A 23907-nucleotide genomic window follows, 5' to 3' on the forward strand; every position below is an offset into this window, starting at 1 on the left:
TGCGGCGCTATTCGGCGGATTCCGCCTGCAGCAAGGTGCCGATGCGAGCGGGCGAGAACGGCGGCCGCTGGCCGTTTTGCGGCCAGCCGAAGCAGAACGCCGCAGCCTCGCCGCAGATCTTGCCCTGGCAGGGGCCCATGCCGCAGCGCGTCTGCAGTTTGGCATCGCGCCACGATGCGTGGCCGGCAACATCGCGCCAGGCGACGTCCTCGCAACGGCAGAACACGGTGTCCGGTTGCGAAAGCGTGCGCAGGGCGGGATTGAGGTCGAAGGCTTCGTGGAGGCGTTCGGCGAACCGGCGGTAGCGTTTGCGTTCGGTGAACAGGCGCTGTGCGCCGGCGTTGTCGCCGAGCGCGGCGTGGGCCGCAATGCGCCCTTCCACTGCGGCGAGTTCCATGCCGCCCACGCCCGCGCATTCGCCGGCCGCGTAGATCGATTCAACCGAGGTTTGCTGGAATTCGTTCACGGCGATTGCCGCAGAGCCCGCGCGCGGTTCCAGACCGCAGCCTAGTGCCGCGCCGAGGCCCATATTTGGCACTAGGCCATAGGCACAGGCGAGGCGGTCGCAGTCGACGAGCGTCTCGTCGCTGCCCCGCCGCACGCGCACCTGCGTCACGCGCGATGCGCCGATGGCCTCGGTGACGTACGCATCGCACCAGTAAGGCGTGGCGCGCAGATCGAAGCGCATGCGCAGCGCCTGGGCGAGCTTCGCGGGGGTATGGACGAGGCCCGCAGCGAAGCGACGCACGGCCGGCGGCGGCGCTTGCTCGACGAGCGCGGCGATCGTCGCGCCGTGCTCGCGCGCGGTCGCGGCGGCAGCCCAGAGCAGCGGCCCGCTGCCCGCGACGACGATGCGCTCGCCACGCACGGGCATGCCGCCCTTGATGAGCGCCTGCAAGCCACCCGCGCCCGTGACGCCCGGCAAGGTCCAGCCGGGATAGGGCAGGAAGCGCTCGCGCGCGCCCGAGGCGACGATGAGCTTGCCGTAAGCGAGCATGAGCGCGCCGTCGGCGCCTTCCGCGAGCAGTTGCTGTCCGGGCAGCGCCTGCACGATGCGCTTGCCGCTCAGCAGCGTGACGTTGGCGCGCGCGGGGAGGGCATCGAGCAACGCGCGCGCGGGGCCGGCGGCGCGATGTTCGGGGCCCTGACGCCAGATCTGGCCGCCGGGCAGCGCATTGTCATCGACGATACCTATGCTTGCGCCGGCCTGTGCGGCGGTGCGTGCCGCATTCAATCCGGCCGGGCCTGCACCGATGATCAGGATATCGAACTTCATGACGCCGCGTTCCCGGTGATGACATTCATGCCCGTGACGCAGACGGTCTGGCAAGCGAGCCGGTGCGGCACGCCGTCGATGGTGACCCGGCACTCCTGGCAAATACCCATGCCGCACAACGGCCCGCGCAGCGCGCCGCTCACCGAACGCCGCGTGACGAGCGCCGCCTGCCCCGCATTCGCCGCGATGGCAATGGCCGCGGCCACCGAACTGCCTGGCGCGACGCCCACGTTGCGCCCATCGACCGTCAACGTCGTCGTGGCTTCAGACATGCACGGTCCCCTCGACAGCAAAGCGGGCGGGAAGATACGGCGTCGCGTCGATGTCGGCGCCGCGGCCGAGCATTTGCGCCGCGATCAGCTTTGCCGTGCCGAGCGCCGTGGTCACGCCCAGGCCTTCGTGCCCGGTGGCGAGCCACGTGGACGGATGGCCGTCGTCGGCGGCGAACGGTTCGGCAGGGCCGATCAGTGGCATGCCGTCGCTCGACGCGGGACGAAAGCCCGTCCATGCGCGAATCGCATTGAGCGCCGGCAATTGCGGCAGGTAGTCGGCGGCGCGCCGCAGCATGCGCGCGAGAATCGCGGGCTCGACAGCGGGGTCCGCGCTGTCGAACTGGCGCGACGAGCCGATCAGCAACTGGCCCGTCGGCCGCGGCTGCACGTTGAACGCGACCGAAGTGCCGCACGCGTTGTGCGCGCTCTTGATGTAGCCGAGTTCGAGAATCTGATGGCGGATCGTGCCGGGGTAGCGGTCGGTGATGAGCAGATGCCCCTTCTTGGCCCGCAGCGGCAGACGCGGCATCAGGTCGAGCGCCTGCAGGCCGTTGGCGACCAGCACCGCGCCCGCGCCGAGCACTTCGCCGTTGGCGAGATGCACGCCAGCGCGGTCGATGCGTGCGACCTGCGTTTGCGTCCGGCACGTAATGCGGCCGCTAACCGGTTGTTCGAGCAGCCATGCCGATACGGCGGGCGCATAGACCACGGCGTCGTCGTCGACGATCATGCCGCCCACGAGGCCGTTGCGCAGGCCGGGTTCCGCTTCGCGCAACTGGCGCGCGTCCAGCATGGAGCACGCCACGCCCTGACGTTGGAGCGCTTGCTGGCGCGTTTGCGCGAGCGCCAGTTCCTCTTCGTCCGCGGCAACCCACAGCGTGCCGCAACGCACGAACGCGTGGCGCGCGTCGAGCCGCGGTGCGAGCGCGTGCCACAGCGCGAGCGACCACGCGCTCAGCGCGAATTCGGCGGGCGTGTCGTCCATGACGACGAGGTGGCCCATGCCGGCAGCCGTCACGCCGCCGCCGACGCCCGCGCGCTCGATGACGAGCACGTTCAGCCCTTGCGCCGCGAGTTCGTGCGCGCATGCCGCGCCCACGATGCCCGCGCCGATCACGATCACATCGGGACGATCGTTCGAACCTTGCGTCACGTGCGAATGCCCCAGGCGAACGGATCGTCGTCGGAGAAAATCAGTTTGGACTCCGCGCTGATATGCGCGCTGCCGCGTATGCTCGGGCGCACGTATCCGGCGGGCAGCTCGGGCGCGGTCTCGTAGCTCGCCTCGAACACGCTGCCGATGATGCTTTCCTGGCGCCATAGGGCGCCGGGCGCGAGCATGCCGTCCGCGGCGAGGCACGCTACCTTCGCGCTCGTGCCGGTGCCGCACGGCGAACGGTCGTAGGCCTTGCCGGGGCACAGCACGAAATTGCGGCTGTCCACGCCCGCTTTGCCCGAATGCGCGAAGAGTTCGATATGGTCGATCAGCGCGCCATCGGCACCGGTAATGCCGTTCGCCTCGATTGCCTGGCGCATGGCCCAGGTCGCCTCGGTGAGCGCTTCGACGTTGTTCGCCTCGAGCGTCAGGTTGTGATCGGCGACGAGAAAGAACCAGTTGCCGCCCCAGGCGATGTCGCCATGCACGCGGCCGTAGCCGGGCACGTCGAGCGGCACCGCCTGGCGGTAGCGGTATGCGGGGACGTTGCGCACGGTGACCGTGCCGTCGCCGTGCAGCTCGGCTTCGACGTTGCCCACCGGCGTTTCGATGCGATGCACGCCCGGCGCGATGCGCCCGAGATACGCGAGCGAAGCGACGAGACCGATGGTGCCGTGCCCGCACATGCCGAGCAAGCCGACGTTGTTGAAGAAGATCACGCCGGCGGAGCAGGACGGATCGTGGGGCTCGCAGAGCAGCGCGCCGACCATGACGTCCGAGCCGCGCGGCTCGTTGACGATGCCCGCGCGCATGTTGTCGAAGTCGCGCCGGAAAACGGCCGCGCGCTGGGCGAGCGGGCCGTGGCCCAGTTCGGGGCCGCCTGCGATCACGAGGCGGGTGGGTTCGCCGCCCGTATGGGAATCGATGACAGTCAGGGTTTTCATGCGGACAATCGTAGGCCGCGCGATTTTGGCCGTCTTGCTCGAACGGCCCGTATGCGGTGACGATTTCTGCATAGTGCGCCGCGCGCGAAGGCGCAGCGGTGAGGGTGGACCCTGGCGCGCTGGGCGTTCAGTTCTCAGCGAGCGCCAATTGCTCCAGTTGACGCACCACTTCGGCGCGCAGTCGCGGCGGCATGTTCTGGTAGCCGAGCAGGTCGGAGATCCACAGGCCGTCTGCCGCGAGACGGCAGATCATCAGGCGTGCTGCGGCTTCTAGCGGCAGGGGATCGGGGCGCGTCCACTTGCGCATGGGGGTGGCGTAGCGCTCGCGGATCGCTGTGTCGGTCATCATCGCGGCGACCAGCACCCGCAGCACGTTGGTGCTGGCGGCCGGGTTCGCCTCGTCGATGGTCGTGTGCAGGTAGGCGCGCGCGGCGGCGCCATGCTTCGCCATGCCTTGCGCCACGCCTTCTTCGATGCGCGCGTGCATCTGCTGCTCGAAGCGCTCCATCGTCTGCTCGAACAGCGCATCGAGCAGGCCCTGCTTGTTGGCGAAGTGATATTGCAGCGCGCCCTTGGTGACGCCCGCGCGTTCGGCCACGGCGTCCAGCGTCACGGCGGGCACGCCTTGATCGGTCGCGATATCGGAGGCCGCCTGCAGCAACTGCGCACGCACCTGGATTGGGGCTTTCTTGCGGCGCGTTCCGGCGGCGGGTGCGCCGTTATCGCGTGGGGAAGGGGGCTGCGAGGTCGAAGACGCCGAACTGGCAAGCGCGGCCACCGCGTCAGCCGCCTTGGCGCCGCGCCTTGTCGCGCGCGCCGGCGCCTTGACGGAGGAGTCTTTCATGTCGGGAATCATACCATTGCGAGGCTCTGCGGCTAAACATTCCGTACGGATGGTATGATTCGCCGATGAAAAAATTCGCCCCGCCTTTTTCCGCTTCCCCGGCCGCCATGGCGGCGCTCGACGCCTCGATCATCCGCGGCCGCGAAGCGCTCGTCCGGCTCCAGGACGCCGATGGAAGCTGGTGCTTCGAGCTCGAATCGGACGCCACGATCACCGCCGAATACATCCTCATGATGCATTTCATGGGCAAGATCGACACCGTGCGCCAGGAGAAGATGGCGCGTTATCTGCGCGCCATTCAGCGTTTGCAGACGCACGGCGCGTGGGACCTGTACGTGGACGGCGCGCCCGATGTCTCGTGCAGCGTGAAGGCCTATTTCGCGCTGAAGGCGGCGGGCGACGCAGCCGACGCGCCGCACATGGTGCGCGCACGCGAGACCATCCTGAAGCTCGGCGGGGCGGCGAAGTCGAACGTGTTCACGCGCATCCTGCTCGCCACCTTCGGCCAGGTGCCGTGGCGCGCCACGCCGTTCATGCCGATCGAATTCGTGCTGTTCCCGAAGTGGGTGCCCATTTCGATGTACAAGGTCGCTTACTGGGCGCGCACGACGATGGTGCCGCTGCTCTCGCTTTGCTCGCTGAAGGCGCGTGCGGCCAACCCGCATGACGTATCCATCGCCGAACTGTTCGTCACCCCAGCGGAAGAGGAACGGGAATACTTCCCGCGCGGCAAGGGCATTCGCCGGTTGTTTCTCGCGCTGGACCGCGCGGTGCGCCATATCGAGCCGCTGCTGCCGCGCGCGCTGCGCCAGCGCGCCATGAAGCGCGCGGAAGCCTGGTGTGCGGAGCGCATGAATGGCGAGGACGGCATGGGCGGCATTTTCCCGCCCATCGTCTACAGCTACCAGATGATGCAGGTGCTTGGGTATCCTGAGGATCATCCGCTGCGCCGCGATTGCGAGAATGCGCTGGAGAAGCTGCTCGTCGAACGCGCGGACGGCAGTGTTTACTGCCAGCCGTGTCTCTCGCCGGTTTGGGACACCGCATGGAGCACCATGGCGCTCGAACAGGCGCGCACGGTCGCGCCCGCCGATCCGGCGGCGGTTGCCATCACCGATCGGGAACTGCAGCAGCGCATCGCGCGCGCGTACGACTGGCTCGCCGAGCGCCAGGTGGACGACGTGCGCGGCGACTGGATCGAGAATGCGCAGCCCGACACCCCGGTGGGCGGCTGGGCGTTTCAGTACGAGAACCCCTACTATCCCGACATCGATGACACGGCGGTCGTGGCGGCCATGCTGCATCGGCGCGGGCGCGGACAAGCGCGCACGACGGGCGTGGATCCTTACGCCGCTCGCGTGGCGCGGGCGCTCGACTGGATGCGCGGCCTGCAATCGCGCAACGGCGGCTTCGCCGCCTTCGATGCCGACTGCGATCGCCTCTATCTGAACGCGATTCCCTTCGCCGATCACGGCGCGCTGCTCGACCCGCCGACCGAGGACGTAACGGGCCGCGTGCTGCTGTGCTTCGGCGTGACGGGCCGTGCCGAGGACAAGGCGGCGCTCGCGCGCGCCATCGAGTACGTGAAGGCGACGCAGCAACCCGACGGCAGCTGGTGGGGCCGCTGGGGCACCAACTACATTTACGGCACGTGGAGCGTATTGGCGGGTCTCGCGCTCGCGGGCGAGGATCCGCGCCAACCGTATATCGCCCGTGCGCTCGCGTGGCTGCGCGGACGCCAGCATGCGGATGGTGGCTGGGGCGAGACCAACGACAGCTATATCGATGAGCGCCTTGCCGGCACCAATGGCGGCGAGAGTGCCTCCAATTTCACCGCGTGGGCGCTGCTCGCGCAGATGGCGTTCGGTGACTGGGAATCCGAATCCGTGCGGCGCGGCGTGGCGTATCTGCTATCCGTGCAGCAGGACGATGGCTTCTGGTGGCATCGCTCGCACAATGCGCCGGGCTTCCCGCGTATCTACTACCTCAAGTATCACGGCTATACGGCGTATTTTCCGCTGTGGGCATTGGCACGCTATCGGCGGCTTGCGTCCGGTGCGGTCGCGGTGCGGGAGCGGCAGGAGGCGGCTCTCGCAGTCTGAACGCGACGCGGGGCGCAAGCGCCCCGCATTTTTTCTTAGCGCGCCTTCGACAGCGTAATCGTTTCGAACAACTCATAATTCCCGGTCGGCGTATGATCGGCGCCGGGTGCGTGATAGTAGTTCAAGGTGATCGTGGTGTTGCCGCCGTGCGCGCCTGGGTCGACGTCGAACACCGCGATGCCATAGCCCGTGCCCGTATCGCGCTGCGCCGACCAGATCGCGTCTTCGCGCGCATCCGCCGTCGGCCGCGCGTACGTGCCCGGCGTTGCGCCCGCCACCGGGTGATTGGGCTTCGTGAACACCTGCGCTTGCGGATTGCCGTTGCCGACATTCACGCCGTAAACGTCGAGCGGTGCGCTCGTGCCGCCGCCGCCGAGGATCAGGTGGATCGTGCCGTGGCTCGTGTCGAACGTGTTGCCCGGACCTTGCGCGTGCGAAACAGGGCGCGGCTGGAGCGTATCCACCGTTGCACCGGTCTTCGCGTCGACGCCCGCATGATGATTGCAGCCGCGCACGGGGTAGCTGCGCTCGTAATCGTGATCGTGGCCGCACACCACGAGATCCACGCCGTAACGGTCGAACAGAGGCAGCCATGCCTCGCGTATGCCCTTGTCCGATCCATTGCCCGTCTTCGACGAACTGAGCGCGTCCTGGTGCATCTGCACCACGATCCAGTCGATGTCGTCGTCGTGCCTCGCCCGCTTGAGCGTCGTTTCGAGCCAGCGGGTCTGCTCGCCGTTGCTGTACCCGCGCACGTAGAACGACGTGCCCGGCGGGATCGGCGCATTGCCCGTGCTGGCCGCGGGCGTGAGCGGTTTGGGGCCAGCCACGAAGGCGGCGGCGTCCTGGTAGACCACGTCGTCGGCGTCGAGCGAGACGAACAGCACGTTGCTCACGCGGAAGCTGTACCAGCGCCCTGGAAACGGCGTGCCGTTGTCGGGCAGCGTGTAGCGCGTGAGATACGAGTTCAGGCCTTGTGCGCCGTTGTAGAACTCGATCTCGTGATTGCCGGGGCACGGCATCCAGGGACGGTTCGCCGCCGAACTCTGATTGTTGTTGCCGAAGTCGCGCCACACGTCGGTCTGGTGCGCGGGATTCAGGTTCGCGTAGCAGAGGTCGCCATTCAACAGATGAAAGAGCGGCTGGAAGCGCTCGACGGCTTCCACGGCAAAGCGGCTTTGCGGCGACGAAAGCACCCAGCCCGTATTCGGAGTGGCGAGGTCGCCGTAGCTCGTGAAGCGGAACGGCGCACGAGCGCGCGGCGCCGTGGAGAAACTCGAACTAAAGGGGCTGCCGGCGCGGCTGTCGTTATCGGCGGTGACTTCGTAGCGGTAGGTCGTGGCCGGGTCCAGCCCGCGCAACCGCGCGTGATACGTGAAAACGACGGCGCCCGTGAGCCCGTCCGTATAGGTGCGCTGAACGGCGTGCACGGTCTCGCGCTTGCCGCGATCGGCGCTCCAGGTCACGCGGGGGTTCGTGGAAGACCCGAGCGAGGCCCAGGACACGACGACTTCGCGAGTCGGGTCTTCGCCCCATGTGAGGTGGATCTGCTCGGGCGTGCCGTCGGGTGCGGCGGCATCGGCCTTCGCGCTGCCCGCAAAGGCGCTGGCCGCGCTCGCGAAGCCCGACGCGCCGGCAAGCTTGAGGAAGCCGCGACGCGAGACGCCGGCGCCGCTTTCGGTGGGTGCATTCTCGGGGATGTCTTTTTGGGTCATGTCGTCTCGCCTCGCGGGCAGAGGAACGAAGCCAGCGCTCGCGTACTCCATGACTGACGCGCGCGAACGCAGGCATCGCAGGGTGGGTGTAGACCCAACGATGGCGCGCTCGCATGACCTGAAGATGACATTCCGGCGTTTGCTGTGCAGCGGCGTGTGAAGCATGGGCCTGGAAGGCGCACGGCCCGCATGTCGCATACTCGCTTCCCGCTTCGGCGGTTAAGTTGAAAAGGCAACTATATAGAGCCCCCCGGCGCGCAACCCCATGACCTGCGTGGCGCGTCAAGCCGCCGCGAGTTTGACGTCCGATGACTTGACGGTTGCGACGACCGCGGACCCCGCTTTCAAGCCGATCAAGTCCAGTAGTTCCGTTTCGACGACGGATGTGAAGAGGCCTGCCGCAGTGACGACATCGACTTCGGAATGGACCGCGCCTCTGATGATCGAGACGATTCGCCCTTGCAACTGATTGCGAATGCGAGTTGTTCGGATATCCATGCTTTGCAAACGTGTGGGATTGGGAGTTGCAAAGGGCTGGACCATACCGCGCGGGATGGCGTTCGGGGAATCGGGGTTTCCCGCAGCAGGGGAGGGTCGAAGGAAAACTATCGGAATCCGTGATGGCTGATATCCGGAATGCAAAGTTGATTGGTCAATCATGTGGGAATACCATTTCTGCCTCATGAATGGCGAGCGCCGGCCCTTACCGGGCGCCTGTCGGACGTAATGGAGGCCTGCTCGTGGAACACGGCGCCCGAACACAAGACGAAAAGCTGGAAACCAAGACCACGACCTGCTACATGTGCGCGTGCCGCTGCGGCATTCGCGTCCATCTGCGCGACGGGGAAGTCCGCTATATCGACGGCAACCCGGAACACCCGCTGAACCAGGGGGTGATCTGCGCGAAGGGTTCGTCGGGGATCATGAAGCAGTATTCCCCGGCGCGGCTCACGCAGCCGCTCATGCGCAAGCGGAGTGCGGAACGTGGCGAAGCGCAGTTCGAGCCCGTTTCGTGGGAGGTAGCGCTCGAAACCATCGAAAAGCGCCTCGCGCACCTGCGGGCCACCGATCCAAAAAAATTCGCGCTGTTCACGGGCCGCGACCAGATGCAGGCGTTGACCGGCCTCTTCGCGAGGCAGTTCGGCACACCGAACTACGCGGCACACGGCGGCTTTTGCTCCGCGAACATGGCGGCGGGCATGATCTATACGATCGGCGGCTCGTTCTGGGAGTTCGGCGGCCCGGACCTCGACCGCGCGAAGCTCTTCATCATGATCGGCACGGCGGAGGACCATCACTCCAATCCGCTCAAGATCGCCATTTCGAAGTTCAAGCGCGCGGGCGGACGTTTCATCGCGATCAACCCGATCCGCACCGGCTATGCGGCCATCGCCGACGAATGGGTGCCCATTCGGCCCGGCACGGACGGCGCGCTGTTCATGGCGCTGATCCACGAGCTGATCGAGGCGAACGCGTACGATCACGAGTTCGTCAAGCGCTACACAAACGCGGGCGAACTGCTGGACATGCGAACGGAGAGCGACACGTTCGGCCTCTTCGTGAAGGATCCCGCGCTTGCCGCGGGCAATCCGCTCTTCCCGCAAAATCATCTGTGGTGGGACGAAAAGACCGGCAAGGCGGTGCAGCATCACACGCCCGGCGCCGAGCCCGCGCTCGACGGACGCTATGTGCTTCCCGACGGCACGCCCGTCGCCCCTTCCTTCGCGCTGTTGCGCGAGCGCTTCAAGGAGACGACGCCCGAGTGGGCGCAGGAGATCACCGGGATCGCGGCGGATACGATCCGCCGTCTCGCGCGCGAGATGGCGCAGACGGCGCGCGACCACAAGATCACATTGCCGATTGCATGGACGGACGCGTGGGGCGTAAAGCACGAAAGCGTGACGGGCAACCCAATCGCTTTTCACGCCATGCGGGGACTCGCCGCGCACTCCAACGGCTTTCAGTCGATTCGAGCGCTGGCCGTGCTGATGTCGCTGCTCGGCACGATCGATCGGCCCGGCGGTTTCCGTCACAAGTCGCCGTATCCGCGCGCAGTGCCGCCGTCGGCGAAGCCGCCATCCAGTCCGAACGACGTCAAGCCGAATACGCCGTTGCCGTCGGGGCCGCTCGGCTGGCCAGCGGCGCCCGGCGATCTCTTCATCGACGAAGCGGGCGAGCCCGTGCGAATCGACAAGGCGTTCTCGTGGGAATACCCGCTTGCCGTGCACGGCCTCATGCACAACGTCATCACGAACGCGTGGCGAGGCGATCCTTACCCCATCGACACGCTGCTGATCTTCATGGCGAACATGGCGTGGAACTCGTCGATGAACACGGGCGAGGTCCGCAAGATGCTGACCGACCGCGGGCCGGACGGCGAGTACAAGATCCCGTTCCTCGTGGTGTGCGATGCGTTCCAGTCGGAGATGACGGCATTCGCCGATCTGATCCTCCCCGATACGACCTATCTGGAGCGGCACGACGCGATGTCGATGCTGGACCGCCCGATTTCCGAATTCGACGGACCGGTGGACTCCGTGCGTGTGCCGGTGCTGGAGCGAACCGGCGAGTGCCGTCCTTTCCAGGAGGTGCTCGTCGAACTGGCGAGCCGCCTGAAACTGCCCGCGTTCATGACGGCGGAAGGCAAACGCAAATTCAAGGACTATCCGGACTTCATCGTCAATTTTCAGACCGCGCCGGATTCCGGTGTCGGCTTCCTGATCGGCTGGCGCGGCAAGGACGGCGACAAGGCGCTCGTGGGCGAGCCCAATCCCCGCCAATGGGAGGAGTACGCGAAGAACAACTGCGTGTTCCATTACACGCTGCCGGAGGAAATGCAGTACATGCGCGGCGTGAACGGGCCTTACCTGCAGTTCGCGGTCGAGAAGGGATTCCGGAAATTCGGAGAACCGATTCTTATCCAGCTGTATTCCGATGTGATGCAGAAGTTCCGTCTCGCCGCGCAAGGCAAGACTGACGCGCGCCAGCCGCCAGAGCATTTGCGCGCGCGCGTTGAGCAGTATTTCGATCCGCTGCCGTTCTGGTACGCGCCGCTGGAACTCGCGGCAACCGATCTCGAACGCTTTCCGCTGGCGGCGGTCACGCAGCGCCCCATGGCCATGTATCACTCGTGGGATTCGCAGAATGCGTGGCTGCGGCAAATTCACGGCGAGAACTACCTTTACCTGAATCCGCGCATGGCGAAAGCAAACGGCATCGAGGACGGCGGCTGGATCTATGTCGAGTCGCAGTGGGGCAAGGTGCGCTGCATGGCCCGCTACAGCGAGGCAGTTGAGCCCGGCACCGTATGGACCTGGAACGCGATCGGCAAGGCGGCCGGTGCGTGGAATCTCGGTCCGGACGCCAATGAGTCGCAACGCGGCTTCCTGCTCAACCATCTGATTACCGAAGAACTGCCCTTCGACGAAGGCCGGCGCGTCTCCAACTCGGATCCGGTTACGGGGCAGGCGGCGTGGTACGACGTGCGCGTGCGCGTCTATCCGGCCGAGGCCGATGCCGACCACACGTTGCCCCAGTTCGAGCCGATGCGGCCTTTGCCGGGTTCCACCGGCCCGGTCGGGCGGGTGCAGGCGTATTTCGCGGGCGGCGGCAAGTTCGCTGCGCGCCTGCGCAATGTCGTAACGCGCAAGTAAGGAGGACACCGAAATGACACAAATGGCGTTGGTGATCGACCTGAACGTCTGCGTGGGGTGTCACGCGTGCGTGACGAGCTGCAAGGAATGGAATACCTCGGGGCAGGCGGGCAGCCTTTCCGATGTGCGCCCCTACGACGCCGATCCGTCCGGCACCTTCTTCAACCGCGTGCAGACCTATGAGGCGGGCGAGTTTCCGGACTCGGACACCATTCACTTCCCGAAATCGTGCCTGCACTGCGAAGACCCGCCGTGCGTGCCGGTCTGCCCGACCGGCGCGAGCTTCAAGCGCAAGGAAGACGGGCTCGTGCTCGTCGACTACGACAAGTGCATCGGCTGCAAGTATTGCTCGTGGGCCTGCCCTTATGGCGCGCGCGAACTCGATGAAGCGCGCAAGGAAATGACCAAGTGCACGCTGTGCGCGGACCGCATTGATAACGAAGCGCTGCCCGAGCGCGACCGCAAACCGGCTTGCGTGCTCGCGTGCCCCACGTCGGCGCGCATTTTCGGGGACATTCACGACCCCGAGTCGGAGGTGTCGAAGGCGATAGAGGCGCGCGGCGGCTATCAATTGATGCCGGAGTGGGGGACCAGGCCTTCGAATCATTATTTGCCCCGGCAGAAGACAGGCAGCAGTTGCGGCAGCGGTTCGTGCGGCTGTGGCAGCGGCGCGTCGACAGGCGCGCCCATCGACATGCCCGATCTCGGCGAGCCCATCGACCTGGTGGGCCTCGCGATCCGGCGCGGCACGCCTGCGATGCCTGTCGCCGGGCGGCACGATGTGCAACGGGACGCCGGCAAGCTCAATCTGGCCGCATTTGCTACACGAGTGAAGTCGCTATTCGCGCGCCCGCGACCGGAAGCGACCACGGAGATTTGAATGAGACCTGCATTTTCCGTCGTTTTCCTGACCACGCTTTGCGGCGCGGGGCAAGGCTTGCTGATTGCGCTGTTCGGCGTCGAGTGGCTCATGCGGCTGCATCCGGAATGGTCGGCATCGCTGCACGTTCCGCAGCCGTTCTATGTGTTCGGGGCCGGGCTCGCGCTGACGCTGGGCGTGCTGGGACTCGTCGCCTCGGTCTTCCATCTCGGGCACCCGGAACGCGCGTGGCGCGCCATCGCCATGTGGCGCACTTCGTGGCTTTCGCGCGAATGTCTGGCGCTTCCCGTGTTTCTCGCTGCGACGTTCCTGTACGGCGTGGCTCACTGGATGAATGCGCCCTGGTCGCTCGCCGCCGGTGGGATAGCCGCGCTGGCGAGCATCAGCCTCTTCGTTTGCACGGCAATGATTTATGCCTGCCTGCGCTTCCTTCAGGAATGGGCAACGCCGCTCACGCTCGCGAATTTCGTGCTGCTCGGTTGCGCATCGGGCTTCACGATGGCGACGGCGTGCGCAGCTTGGTTCGCGCCCGGCATCGTGCCTGCGCTCGGGCTCGCCGCGAGCGTGCTGACGGTGGCGGGTTGCGTAAGTCGTGTCGCCACGCTCGCGCGCAATGAGCGCCTGCACCCGCGCTCGACGCTGCAAACCGCCACCGGTATCCAGGCCAGCAAGGTGAGGCAGATTTCGCGCGGCTTTACGGCAAGCGCCTTCAATTTGCGCGAGTTCTTTCACGGGCAGTCCGATGCGGTGATGCGGCGGGTCAAGTGGGGGTTTATTGCGGGTGTCTTCGTAGTGCCGCTCGCGCTGCTCGTGGTCGTGCTCCAGGGGCTGCAACCGCTGTCAGCAACGCTGCTGATCGCGGCTTGCGTCGTACAGTACGCGGGCCTCGTCGCCGAGCGCTGGTTTTTCTTTGCGCAGGCGCGTCACCCGCAGAACCTGTACTACCAGCGCGCGGCTTGATGCGGCAACGGGCCCACGAGGGCAATCCCGGGAAAGCTGGAAACGAAAAACGGCCCGGCGTGCGGAGGCACACGCCGGGCCAAAGCGGCGCCGTACAGGGGAGCACGGCGCCGTTCGAGTGTCGATAACGAACGGAACGTTCGAAAGGATGCGCGCGTGGCGCTTACAGGTAGCAGGTCCCGTCGACGTAGGCCTTGCGCCAGCGCACGATCTTCACGCTCTCGAACAGCCCGACGAGCGTGAACGGGTCCTGCGCGATGAAGCGCTCAGCTTCCTCACGGGTTTCGACGTCGACGATATAGATGCCGCCGCCTGCGCTGCTGCCGTCGTCGTTGAGCTTCGCGCCGCACGCGAGCAAAAGCGTCTTGTTGCGCGCGAGAAATTCCAGATGTGCGTCGCGCTCGCGTGCTCGCACCTTGGCGTGACCGGGCTTGTCGAATGTTTCGATGAGAAAGGGCATGGCGCGCTCCCGTCAGTTCGGCGCGATGGCCGAAGGATGCTGGGCGAGCGGCGTCACGCTGATCTTCATGAACGGGAAGAGCGGCAGCGCGCAAAGCAGCGTGTGCAACTCATCGTTCGATTCGACGTCGAATACGCTGTAATTCGCGTACTCGCCGGCCACGCGCCACAGGTGGCGCCATTTGCCTTCTCGTTGCAGCTTCTGCGAAAACGCCTTTTCTTCGGCCTTCAGCGCGTCGGCGAAGGCTGCGTCGGTGCCGTGCGGAATTTGCACCTGCATGTGCACGAGATACAGCATGAATGGTCTCCGGTAAGGATGCGGGTTCGGAAAAGCGCGCGTGTGAGATCCAGTCAGCCCCAGGCGAGAATCGCAACCGAATAGACGATGCCGATCCAGAACATCATGATGACCGTGTAGCCCATGATGTCCTTGAGCTTGAGCTTCGAGAGCGCAAGGGCGGGCAGGATCCAGAACGGCTGCACGAGGTCGTTCCAGGCGTTGCCGAGCATCACGGCCGTCGAAGTGTGGCCCACCGAGGCGCCGATCGTCTTCGCCGCCTCGATCATGAACGGGCCTTGAATGACCCAGTGGCCGCCGCCCGAAGGCGCGAAGAAGTTGATGACGAACGAGCTGATCAAGCCCCAGAACGGCAGCGTGCCCGGTGTAGCGACCTTCACGAACGCTTCGGAAAACGTATTGACGAGACCCGAAGACGCCATGATCGCCATGATGCCCGCATAGAACGGGTACTGCAGAATGATGCCGCTGATCGTGCGAATGCCTTCGTTGAGCTTCTCCACATAACGGATCGGCGTGCCGAGCAGCAGAATGCCGAGAAACAGAATGAAGAAGTTGATGAGGTTGAGGTCGATCGAGCCGCCTTGCACGAAGTGCAGCGCGACGTAGCCCATGCCGATCAGGCCGATCAAGTAGCTCAGAAGGCGGCTGTTGTTCAGGCGGTTGGCGAGCGTGTTGCCTTCGTCGAGATCCACGCCGGGCGCAGCGTCCTTCTGCTGCTTTTCTTCGAGGGCGCGGTCGATCTCCTTGATCGGCTGGCCGGCCTTCGGATGCAGCCAGGCATTCAGGAGCGGCAGCGTGATGATGGTCACGAGACTCGTGATGAGCATGGCGGGCGAGAAAATCGTATCGGAGAGCGGAATGACGCCCATCTGCGCCTCGAGCGGATGCCCCTTCGTCGAGATCAGCACGGGAATGCTCGCCGAAAGTCCGAGGCCGTAGAGCGTAAAGCCGCTATAGGCCGATGCGATGATGAGCGGGTAGTGCACGCCTTTCACGCGCAGCGCGAGCTTGCGCGCGACGATGCCGCCCACCACGAGGCCGAAGCCCCAGTTCAGATAGCTGCCGATGCCGCCCACCAGCGTCGCGACGATCACGGCCATGCGCGGATCGTTGACGCGCGCCACCAGGCGGTTGAGGAAGCGGTCGGTGAGCGGTGCCGTCGCGAGCACGTAGCCCATCGCGAGAATCACCGCCATTTGCGTGGTGAATGCGAGCAGCGCCCAGAAGCCCTTGCCCCAGCTCGTGGTGAGGGCCGTGACGGCTTGCCCTTGCACGATCACGGCGAGCGCCATCGTCAGCAGGGTGAGGCCGATCGCGAAGACGAACGGATCGGGCAAATACCGGCGCATCAGCTCGGTAAAGAATGCGGTGACTTTCTGCATGGAAGTGTCTCTATCGGAATCGTAGTCGTTGTAGGGTCTCTTCGGGTCTCGCTGCGCGCGCGTGACGGGCACTGGCGAGCGCTTATGAGTCGTCGTGGCTTTGGGTCTTGCGATGGCGGGTGAGCCGCATGAGCTGGCGGTCGCGCCAGCCCACGCGCGCGTCCCATTGTTCGAGCGGTAGCGCCGCGCGCCTTGCCGCCTCGACGTGCGCGACGAGTTCGGGCGTCCACGGGTCGTGCTGGCCGCGTTCTGCGCCCATGCGCTCGTACGAGGGCCCCATCTTCTGCGCATGCGAGGCGATGCCGCCGCGCGTGTTCAGATCGACGGTCTCGAACGGACCGATCACCGACCAGCGCGGGCCAAGACCGTCGCGCATCACGGTGTCGATGTCTTCCACCGTCGCGACGCCATCGCGCACGAGGCAATACGCCTCGCGCAGCACGGCGCCTTGCAGGCGGTTGAAAATGAAGCCTTCCACTTCGTGCTTCACGCGCACGGGCTTCATGCCCGCTTCGCCGTAAAGCGTGATGGCGCGTGCGGCCGCCGCTTCGGAAGTGAAAGGCGCGGGCACGATCTCGACCACGGGCACGAGGTAGGGCGGGTTGCCGGGATGGGCGACGAGGCAGCGTGCGTGGCCCGTCAGCGCCTCGTCCACGAACTTCGACGCCGCGAGGAACGACGAAGCACTCGCGAGGATCGCTTCGGGCGGCGCGGCGCGGTCGAGCTGCGCGAAGATCTCGCGCTTGAGCCCGGCGCGCTCGGGCGCGCATTCCTGCACCAGATCGGACTGGGCCGCGGCGGCTTCGAGCGTATCGACAATCCCGACGCGCGCGGCGATCTCGCTCGCGCTTTCGTCGAGCAGCGCGTATTGCGTGAGATCGTCGAGGCGCGACGCAATCTCTTCAGGCGCGGCGGCGCGGCGCGCAGCGTCGGGATCGTAGAGACGCACGCGCCAGCCGGCCCGCGCGAAGCAGATGGCGAACGCCACGCCGATGCTGCCCGCACCGACGATGCCGGCACGTCGTCGCACGCGCGGTTCAGGGCTCGCCATCGTCAAACCCCCGCGACGCCGACGGTCATGCCGCCGCACACATAGAGCACCTGGCCCGTGACGAAGCCGCTGCGCGCGTCGAGCAGATACGACGCCGCGTGCGCGACATCTTCGGGCGTGCCCACGCGCTTCACGGGCACGGCGTTGATGATGGCTTCCGTGCGTGGCGCGCCGGGCGGATTGGCGCGGTCGAAGAGTTCGGTGCGGATCGGGCCGGGGCCAATGGCGTTCGCTGTGACGCCGAACGCGCCGAGTTCGAGCGCCCATACGCGCGTCATGCCGATCAACGCGGCCTTGGTGGCCGAATAGGCCGTGCGCAGCTCCTTGCCGAGCGCGGCGCGCGACGACATGTTGACGATGCGCCCGAAGCCTGCGGCTTTCATGTCGGGCAGGAGCGCCTGCATGCACTGCTGCGCGCAGCGCACGTTGAGCGCCCACGCGCGTTCGAGTTCTTCGAGCGTCTGGTGCCCGGCATCGTTGGGCACGACCACGCCCACGTTGTTGATGAGCCGCGTGATCGGTCCGCCTTCCAGCGCGCGGGCGAGCGCGGCCGCCGTTGCTCGGGTGTCGGAGAGGTCGGCCAGGATGCCGTCGCCCACGCGGTCGATCACGACCGTTTCGTAACCGTCGGCCTCGCAGCGCGCGGCGCACGCGGCGCCGATGCCGGCGGCCCCGCCGGTAATCAGGACTCTTTCTTTCGCCATGTTCTTTCAGGAATGTGGATAAAACAGAGGAATACGAATGAGTCGATCAAACCGTGGCGACCGGCGTGACGGGCGAGCCCATCGCGCCCGGCAGCCGCAGCGGCGGCGCGGTGAGCATGAAGCGCGAGCGCTCGTGTTCGCGCAGCCACAGCGCGAGATCGCGCAGATACCAAAGCTCGCCTAGCGGCAGGCCGAGCTTGAAGAGGCAGTGGTGATGCAGCGGCAAAAGCGGATGATCGCCGGGCGTGTCCGGCGCGCGCGCGGGAAAGCGCTCGACGGCATAGTTGTCGGCGGCGAGCGCGGCGATGCCCGAATCGGTGATCCATTGCAGCAGGCGCTCGTCGCGCCCGTCGAGTGCGCTGCAGTGGCTCGACAAAACGGCTTCATCGGGCTGGCGGTTCATGTCGAGCACCATCTCCGCGAAGCCGGTGCGCAGCACCAGCATGTCGCCGCGCTCGACCTCCACGCCGTCGGCCTCGATCACGCGCATCAGGTCGTCGTAGCCCACGGTGCGCAATTCGCGGCCGAAATGCGCGGTCAAATCGATCAGCACGCCGCGGCCCTGCATGCCCTTCACGGCGAGGTGCTCGATGCCGAGCACGTCCGCATGGCTATGCTCGCCGCCGCACGCGTGAGGGGCGAAATTGTCTTCGGCGCGATATTCCATCGGGCCGATCACGTCCACGTTCGCTCGATAGCCGTTGTAGTAAACGCTCTCGGCCACGCCGTCGCCGTTGGCGTCGAAGCGCGCGCCCACGTGCGCGAGCGAGTCCCACTGCGTGGAATATTGCAGCGAGAGCAACACCTGATCGTCGCTCACCACGTCGGTGGCGCCCGCTTCGTTGCGCGCGAACGGAAAATTCACATAGGGCAGGCCGTCGCGGAAGGTGGGACGCAGCACGGGCGGATGGCGGCGCACGTTCAGCTTGCTCTCGCCCGGAAAGTCGAGCGGCAGCGAAAGCGTGAACGTGAGACCCGCGCGTATCTCCTGCGCGCCCTTGAGCACGTGCTCCGCGCCGATGAGATTGGGGCGGCCCAATTGATCGTCGGGACCGAAGTCGCCCCAGGTCGAGCCTTCCGGCCGGTTCTTCCAACGCATGCTGTCTATCTCCAACTTCGGGAAGCCACGCGCGCCGGATCAACCGGCCGCGTTCGTGCATCGCTACCTGCAGTGTCCGGGAGGCGCCTCAAGCGGTGAGCAGCGAGGGCGGGATTTGCGCGTACACCTCGAGCAGCGCCTTCACGGCGTTCTGCTCGTTCTTCAGAAGACGCGCCTTGGGCGCGCCGATGACGAGCGCAAACGCTTCGCCATGAATCAGGAAGCCGCGCGCGAGACCGGCCACGTCCTCCACGCTTTCGCCCGTCGAGCGATGCCAGCCGTCGGTCACGCCCTGCTCGACGTCGCGCTCGAACGCGCCGTGCTCGATGACCGCGCCACTGGCCGAGCGCAACGGCGGCTCGCAACTGTCGAGCAGCTTGCGGCGCGCGGCCGGGGGCAGCGCGCCGAGCAGCGCCTTGCCCGCCGCGCTGGCGATGGTCATGAAACCGCCCGGTTCGTCGCTGTAGCGAATCTTCTGGCGCGACTCCATCACGTCGAGATAGACCACGCGGGTGCCCGCGAGCGTGGCGAGCGCGGCCGTCTCGCCGGTGGCGTCGCGCAGCGCGGTGAGCAGCGGCTGGAACATCAGCGTGAGCGGGTCCTCGCTGCAGATGTCGCGCGCGACATGCAGCAGGCGCTGCGTGGGGTAATAGCCGGCCTTGACGCCCGGCGCGTACAGATAGCCTTTGGCCACCATCGTCTGTAGCAGCGCGTGGCAGCTCGACAGCGGGATCCCGGTTCGACGCGCAATCTCGCTGTAGATCATCGGTTGCCGGACTTCGGCAAAGAGGTTGACCACGTCGAAGACGCGCACTGCAGTTTTCACATCCATGAGAGTATTATCGGCATATCGATAACTGGCTGACAATACGATCGCGGGTAAACACCTAAAACGCGGCGATCGTGGCCCGCTCGGGCGCTTTCCCGCGGCAGATCGAATCGCGGACGGCGCGATTGCGCGCCTATGCCATGAGCGTCACGCGCTGGAATTTGCGCGTGGCCCTCGTCGAGGACATCGATCTCTTTCAGGACCTCGCGCGGCAGTTCGTCGACACCCGTCGGTCACGGCGGGGCGAATCATGCGCCAGTGAGCGTGGATGCGTATCTGAAGGACCGCTATGTCGACGGCGCGAACGCGGGCGACACGCATATCGTGCTCCGGCTGGAGGCGGGCGAGGGGTTTGAGAGAGGGCACGGGCTTCTCGTTGCTCGAGTACGCCTGCCATCTGCGCGATCTCGACACGGTTTTTGCGGAGCGTTTCAGCGCCGTGCGCAAGGTCCAACTGCCGGAAATCGCCTCCGTGGACGGCACGGCGCTCGCCGAAGCGCGCGCATACCTGCGCCAGGATCTCGTCACGGCCATGGGCGAATTCAGCGAAGGCCGGCGCCGTCTTTGCGCATCGCTCAAGCGCCTCACGCCCGAGCAGCGGCTACGCTGCGGGCTGCGCGACGGCGTTCGGCGCATGACGCTGGAAGAACTCGTGCGCGAACTGCTCGACCACGACCGCACGCACGGGCTGGAGCTGGAAGAGCAGGAAAGCGAGTTGCAGGAAAAGGCGCTAACCCCGCGCCTTCTCCGCCTCCTGATACAACTCGCGCAGCGACTGCCCAAAGGTCGCATCGACATCGCGCAGCACGCCGGCACGCGTGAACATGGCAACGGGCGGCAGCGTCCAGTCGAGCGTGTACGGCACGATCGCCACGCCCGCGAAGTGCACGAGTTCCTCGGCGATGTCGGCGGGCACGATCGACACGGCGTTTTCGTTCGCAACGATCATTTCGCCGATCAGCCGCGACGTGTAGCTTTCCACGATGGGTACGGGCGGCGCCACGCCCGCGTGCAGGAAGAGATCGGAAATCTGCTCGCGTATGGGCGTGTGCGGCGCGCCCAGTATCCAGTCCAGCTCGACGAGCTTTTCCCAGTTGAGCTTGCCGCGCGCGAGACGCGCCGCGAGCCGCCGGCTCGCGATGAGCCGCGGCTTTTGCTGATGCAGCACCTCGAAGCGCAGCTGCGAGACATCGACAGCAGAAGACGCGCGGCCGATCACGATATCGAGGGTGTGGTCGCGCAACTGCGGCAGGAGCGCGTCGCTGGTGCCTTCGTGAATCGTCATGGTGACGCGCTGCGGAAGGCGCGATTGGGTAACGCGGATCGCCGCCGCGAGCGTGCGCCCCGAGATGAACGGAATCACGCCCACGTGCACGCGCGTGGCGTGGCCGGCCACCACGGCTTCGATGTCGCGCGCGAGGTGGTCGAGGTCGTGCAGCATGGCCTGGGCACGCGCGAGCACCACGTTGCCGAGCGCCGTGGGCGTCATGCCGCGCGACGAACGCTCGAAAAGGGGCGCGCCGAACATGCTCTCCATTTCGGCCAGCGCGTTGGTGACGGCGGGCTGGCTCGTCGCCATGTGCTCCGCCACGCGCGTGAGCGAGCCGTGCTGGCGAATCTGCAGGAGCAGCACCAGATGGCGCATTTTCAGGCGCGTATTCAACCGCCTCGTCACTTCGTCGATGCTGAAAGACACAATAACCGGGGGCATAACAAAAAAATAATGGCCCCATACTAAATCAAAATGGGCAGGTTATGACGGCTCTCTAGAATCGTCTCATTCGGACACGACCGCCGCGCCTTCCGTGCGTGGGGCACATCATCAGAGTGAGGAACATGAACAAGACCGATCGTCAGGCCGCCCTCGAATATCACCAGTTCCCCACGCCGGGCAAGATCTCGGTGACGGCCAGCAAGCCGCTCGTCACCCAGCGCGATCTCGCGCTTGCCTATACGCCGGGCGTGGCCGTGGCCTGCGAGGAGATCGTCGAAGATCCGCAGAACTCGTTTCGCTACACGAGCCGCGGCAATCTGGTGGGCGTGATCACGAACGGCACGGCCGTGCTGGGCCTCGGCAATATCGGCGCGCTGGCCTCCAAGCCGGTCATGGAAGGCAAGGCGGTGCTCTTCAAGAAGTTCGCCGGCATCGACGTGTTCGACATCGAAATCACCGAAAGCGATCCCGACAAGCTCGTGGACATCATCGCGAGCCTCGAAGCCACGTTCGGCGGGATCAATCTGGAAGACATCAAGGCGCCCGACTGCTTCACGGTCGAGCGCAAGCTGCGCGAGCGCATGAAGATTCCGGTCTTCCACGACGACCAGCACGGCACCGCGATCACCGTTTCCGCCGCGTTCATGAACGGCCTGAAGGTGATCGGCAAGGACATCACGAAGGTCAAGGTCGTGACCTCGGGCGCGGGCGCGGCGGCGCTCGCGTGTCTGGACCTCATGGTGGATCTGGGCCTGCCGCTCAAGAACATCTGGGTGACCGACATCGACGGCGTGGTCTACCAGGGGCGCACGACGCTGATGGACCCGGACAAGGAACGCTTCGCGCAGGACACCTCGGCGCGCTCGCTTTCCGAAGTGATCGAAGGCGCGGACGTGTTCCTCGGCCTTTCGGCGGGCGGCGTGCTCAAGGCCGACATGGTCACGAAGATGGCGGAAAAGCCGCTCATTCTGGCGCTCGCGAACCCGACGCCGGAAATTTTCCCCGAGGTCGCGCTCGAAGCGCGCCCGGACGCGGTGATCGCCACGGGCCGTTCGGATTTCCCGAACCAGGTCAATAACGTGCTGTGCTTCCCGTACATCTTCCGCGGCGCACTCGATGTAGGCGCAACGACCATCACGCGCAACATGGAAATCGCGGCCGTGCATGCTATCGCCAAGCTCGCGGAAGAAGAGCTGAACGACTCGGTGGCCGCCGCCTACGGCGCTTACGACCTGCGTTTCGGGCCGAAGTACCTGATCCCGAAGCCGTTCGACTCGCGTTTGATCGTACGAATCGCTCCGGCCGTGGCCAAGGCCGCGATGGAAGACGGCGTGGCCACGCGCCCCATCGACGACTTCGGCGCCTACACGAACGAACTTCAGCAGTTCGTGTATCACTCGGGCGCGTTCATGAAGCCGATCTTCGCGGCCGCGAAGCAGTTCGTGCGTGACGGCGGCAAGTCGCGCATCGTGTTCGCCGAAGGCGAAGAAGAGCGCGTGCTGCGCGCGGTGCAGGTGATCGTGGACGAGAAGCTTGCGCGTCCGATCCTGATCGGCCGCCCCGAGGTGCTGCTCGCCCGCATCGAGAAGTTCGGTCTGCGCCTGAAGCTCGGCGAAGACGTGGAAGTCACGAACCCCGAGTACGATGAACGCTTCCACCAGTACTGGACGACCTACTGGGAACTGCGTTGCCGCGATGGCATTTCGAAGGAGATGGCGCGTGTGGAAATGCGCCGCCGCCTCACGCTGATCGGCGCGATGATGGTGCGCCTCGGCGACGCCGACGGCATGGTGTGCGGCACGGTGGGCGCCTATCACGACCACCTGCGCTTCGTCGACGAGGTGATCGGCAAGCAGCGCAACGCGAATACGTACGCGGCGATGAACATCCTGCTGCTCGACAAGCGCACGGTCGCGATCGTCGACACGCACGTGAACGACAACCCCAACGCCGAGCAGATCGCCGAATTCACGCTGGCGGCCGCGCGTCAGATGGAGTGGCTCAATCTCGCACCGAAGGTCGCGCTGCTCTCGCGTTCGAACTTCGGCTCGGGCAGCTCGGCCTCGGGCACCAAGATGCGCGAAGTGCTCAAGCTCGTGACGGAAAAGAATCCCGACCTGGAAATCGATGGGGAAATGCACGGGGACTGCGCACTGGACGAAGCGCTGCGCCTGCGCATCCTGCCGCATTCGAAGCTCAAGGGTGCCGCGAACCTGCTCGTCTGCCCGAACGTGGACTCGGGCAACATCGCCTACAACCTGCTCAAGACGGGTGCGGGCAGCAACGTGGCGGTCGGCCCGTTCCTGCTGGGCGTGAATGCGCCGGTGAACGTGCTGACGTCCAGCTCGACGGTGCGACGCATCATCAACATGGCCGCGTTGACGGTGTTGCAGGCGAACCGCGACTGAGCCCCAAGCGGGGTGCGCTCGTAAGGCGTCCCTGCAAAAGCGCGCGAGGGCTTCGGGCCTTCGCGCTTTTTTTTGCTCTTCGCAGATTTCGGCCGCGGGTTGGCTCACAACTGACACCGGCGACCTCGGGACGGCGCTGGGCCTAACCCGGTTGGGCG

20 protein-coding genes and 1 pseudogene are annotated in these 23907 nt (G+C 65.9%); 6 read left to right on the forward strand and 15 right to left on the reverse strand.

Features of this window, described 5'->3' with window-relative positions; translation table 11 throughout:
* Positions 1 to 7: 7 nt before the first annotated feature.
* The 5 genes from BMI01S_RS01925 to BMI01S_RS01945 all read right to left on the reverse strand — a co-directional run bounded on the left by BMI01S_RS01925 (position 8) and on the right by BMI01S_RS01945 (position 4492).
* Entirely contained in the window at positions 8 to 1276 is a 1269-nt protein-coding gene (locus tag BMI01S_RS01925; RefSeq protein WP_028229934.1) for an NAD(P)/FAD-dependent oxidoreductase, read from the reverse strand.
* A complete protein-coding gene (locus BMI01S_RS01930; protein WP_028229935.1) occupies positions 1273 to 1548 on the reverse strand; it encodes a 2Fe-2S iron-sulfur cluster-binding protein in 276 nt (91 codons plus the stop codon). Before BMI01S_RS01930 ends, BMI01S_RS01925 begins: the two co-directional genes overlap by 4 nt.
* Complete coding sequence (locus BMI01S_RS01935; protein ID WP_028229936.1) at positions 1541 to 2701, reverse strand: NAD(P)/FAD-dependent oxidoreductase; 1161 nt, start codon at positions 2699 to 2701, stop codon at positions 1541 to 1543. The genes BMI01S_RS01930 and BMI01S_RS01935 overlap by 8 nt, the downstream gene beginning before the upstream one ends.
* Entirely contained in the window at positions 2698 to 3648 is a 951-nt protein-coding gene (locus BMI01S_RS01940; protein ID WP_028229937.1) for a 4-hydroxyproline epimerase, read from the reverse strand. Before BMI01S_RS01940 ends, BMI01S_RS01935 begins: the two co-directional genes overlap by 4 nt.
* 127 nt (positions 3649 to 3775) lie before the next feature.
* Positions 3776 to 4492: a TetR/AcrR family transcriptional regulator gene (locus tag BMI01S_RS01945; protein ID WP_051381291.1), complete on the reverse strand. Its 717-nt coding sequence runs from the start codon at positions 4490 to 4492 to the stop codon at positions 3776 to 3778.
* A 65-nt stretch (positions 4493 to 4557) separates the two neighbouring features.
* On the opposite strand from BMI01S_RS01945, the gene shc reads away from it, so the two are divergent.
* On the forward strand, positions 4558 to 6594 hold the full coding sequence (gene shc / locus BMI01S_RS01950) for a squalene--hopene cyclase (protein ID WP_028229938.1): 2037 nt from the start codon (positions 4558 to 4560) through the stop codon (positions 6592 to 6594).
* 35 nt (positions 6595 to 6629) lie between these two features.
* On the opposite strand, the gene BMI01S_RS01955 is transcribed toward shc, so the two are convergent.
* Positions 6630 to 8309 (reverse strand): purple acid phosphatase family protein, encoded by a 1680-nt coding sequence (locus BMI01S_RS01955; RefSeq protein ID WP_028229939.1) that lies wholly within the window; start codon positions 8307 to 8309, stop codon positions 6630 to 6632.
* Between the two features lie 282 nt (positions 8310 to 8591).
* Positions 8592 to 8969, reverse strand: coding sequence for a TOBE domain-containing protein (locus BMI01S_RS42855; RefSeq protein ID WP_244145259.1), 378 nt, complete (start codon positions 8967 to 8969; stop codon positions 8592 to 8594).
* An 80-nt stretch (positions 8970 to 9049) separates the two neighbouring features.
* On the opposite strand from BMI01S_RS42855, the gene BMI01S_RS01965 reads away from it, so the two are divergent.
* Genes BMI01S_RS01965 through BMI01S_RS01975 form a run of 3 tightly spaced genes read left to right on the forward strand, consistent with a single transcriptional unit; the run spans position 9050 to position 13802 of the window.
* Positions 9050 to 11962 carry a molybdopterin oxidoreductase family protein gene (locus tag BMI01S_RS01965; protein ID WP_028229940.1) on the forward strand — a complete coding sequence of 971 codons (2913 nt, stop codon included), beginning with the start codon at positions 9050 to 9052 and terminating at the stop codon, positions 11960 to 11962.
* A 13-nt stretch (positions 11963 to 11975) separates the two neighbouring features.
* Positions 11976 to 12842: a 4Fe-4S dicluster domain-containing protein gene (locus BMI01S_RS01970; protein ID WP_407668917.1), complete on the forward strand. Its 867-nt coding sequence runs from the start codon at positions 11976 to 11978 to the stop codon at positions 12840 to 12842.
* Complete coding sequence (locus tag BMI01S_RS01975) at positions 12843 to 13802, forward strand: dimethyl sulfoxide reductase anchor subunit family protein (RefSeq protein ID WP_028229941.1); 960 nt, start codon at positions 12843 to 12845, stop codon at positions 13800 to 13802. It begins immediately after the preceding gene.
* A gap of 163 nt (positions 13803 to 13965) precedes the next feature.
* On the opposite strand, the gene BMI01S_RS01980 is transcribed toward BMI01S_RS01975, so the two are convergent.
* From BMI01S_RS01980 to BMI01S_RS02010, 7 genes are all read right to left on the reverse strand, one after another.
* Positions 13966 to 14262: a YciI family protein gene (locus BMI01S_RS01980; protein ID WP_028210699.1), complete on the reverse strand. Its 297-nt coding sequence runs from the start codon at positions 14260 to 14262 to the stop codon at positions 13966 to 13968.
* Between the two features lie 12 nt (positions 14263 to 14274).
* The gene (gene catC / locus BMI01S_RS01985) at positions 14275 to 14559 is read right to left on the reverse strand and encodes a muconolactone Delta-isomerase (protein ID WP_028210700.1); all 285 of its coding nucleotides are present in this window, start codon (positions 14557 to 14559) and stop codon (positions 14275 to 14277) included.
* Positions 14560 to 14612: 53 nt separating this feature from the next.
* A complete protein-coding gene (locus BMI01S_RS01990) occupies positions 14613 to 15944 on the reverse strand; it encodes a short-chain fatty acid transporter (RefSeq protein ID WP_028210701.1) in 1332 nt (443 codons plus the stop codon).
* A gap of 82 nt (positions 15945 to 16026) precedes the next feature.
* Positions 16027 to 16995 carry a 3-hydroxyacyl-CoA dehydrogenase gene (locus BMI01S_RS01995; protein WP_036044088.1) on the reverse strand — a complete coding sequence of 323 codons (969 nt, stop codon included), beginning with the start codon at positions 16993 to 16995 and terminating at the stop codon, positions 16027 to 16029.
* A gap of 2 nt (positions 16996 to 16997) precedes the next feature.
* Positions 16998 to 17699 carry an SDR family oxidoreductase gene (locus tag BMI01S_RS02000; protein WP_028229942.1) on the reverse strand — a complete coding sequence of 234 codons (702 nt, stop codon included), beginning with the start codon at positions 17697 to 17699 and terminating at the stop codon, positions 16998 to 17000.
* Positions 17700 to 17745: 46 nt separating this feature from the next.
* Positions 17746 to 18798: a cyclase family protein gene (locus tag BMI01S_RS02005; protein ID WP_028229943.1), complete on the reverse strand. Its 1053-nt coding sequence runs from the start codon at positions 18796 to 18798 to the stop codon at positions 17746 to 17748.
* A gap of 88 nt (positions 18799 to 18886) precedes the next feature.
* Positions 18887 to 19630 (reverse strand): IclR family transcriptional regulator, encoded by a 744-nt coding sequence (locus BMI01S_RS02010; protein WP_028229944.1) that lies wholly within the window; start codon positions 19628 to 19630, stop codon positions 18887 to 18889.
* A gap of 355 nt (positions 19631 to 19985) precedes the next feature.
* Between BMI01S_RS02010 and BMI01S_RS42860 the strand changes: the two are divergent.
* Positions 19986 to 20345 (forward strand): annotated as a pseudogene (locus BMI01S_RS42860) (DinB family protein); the annotation flags it as partial.
* Positions 20346 to 20357: 12 nt separating this feature from the next.
* Here BMI01S_RS42860 and BMI01S_RS02015 read toward each other — a convergent pair.
* A complete protein-coding gene (locus BMI01S_RS02015) occupies positions 20358 to 21338 on the reverse strand; it encodes a LysR family transcriptional regulator (RefSeq protein ID WP_407668918.1) in 981 nt (326 codons plus the stop codon).
* Positions 21339 to 21463: 125 nt separating this feature from the next.
* Here BMI01S_RS02015 and BMI01S_RS02020 point away from each other — a divergent pair, with 125 nt between their 5' ends.
* Positions 21464 to 23749: an NADP-dependent malic enzyme gene (locus BMI01S_RS02020; RefSeq protein ID WP_028210706.1), complete on the forward strand. Its 2286-nt coding sequence runs from the start codon at positions 21464 to 21466 to the stop codon at positions 23747 to 23749.
* Positions 23750 to 23907 lie beyond the last annotated feature (158 nt).

Source organism: Paraburkholderia mimosarum LMG 23256 = NBRC 106338 (assembly GCF_000739815.1).
In the GTDB taxonomy this organism is placed as follows: domain Bacteria; phylum Pseudomonadota; class Gammaproteobacteria; order Burkholderiales; family Burkholderiaceae; genus Paraburkholderia; species Paraburkholderia mimosarum.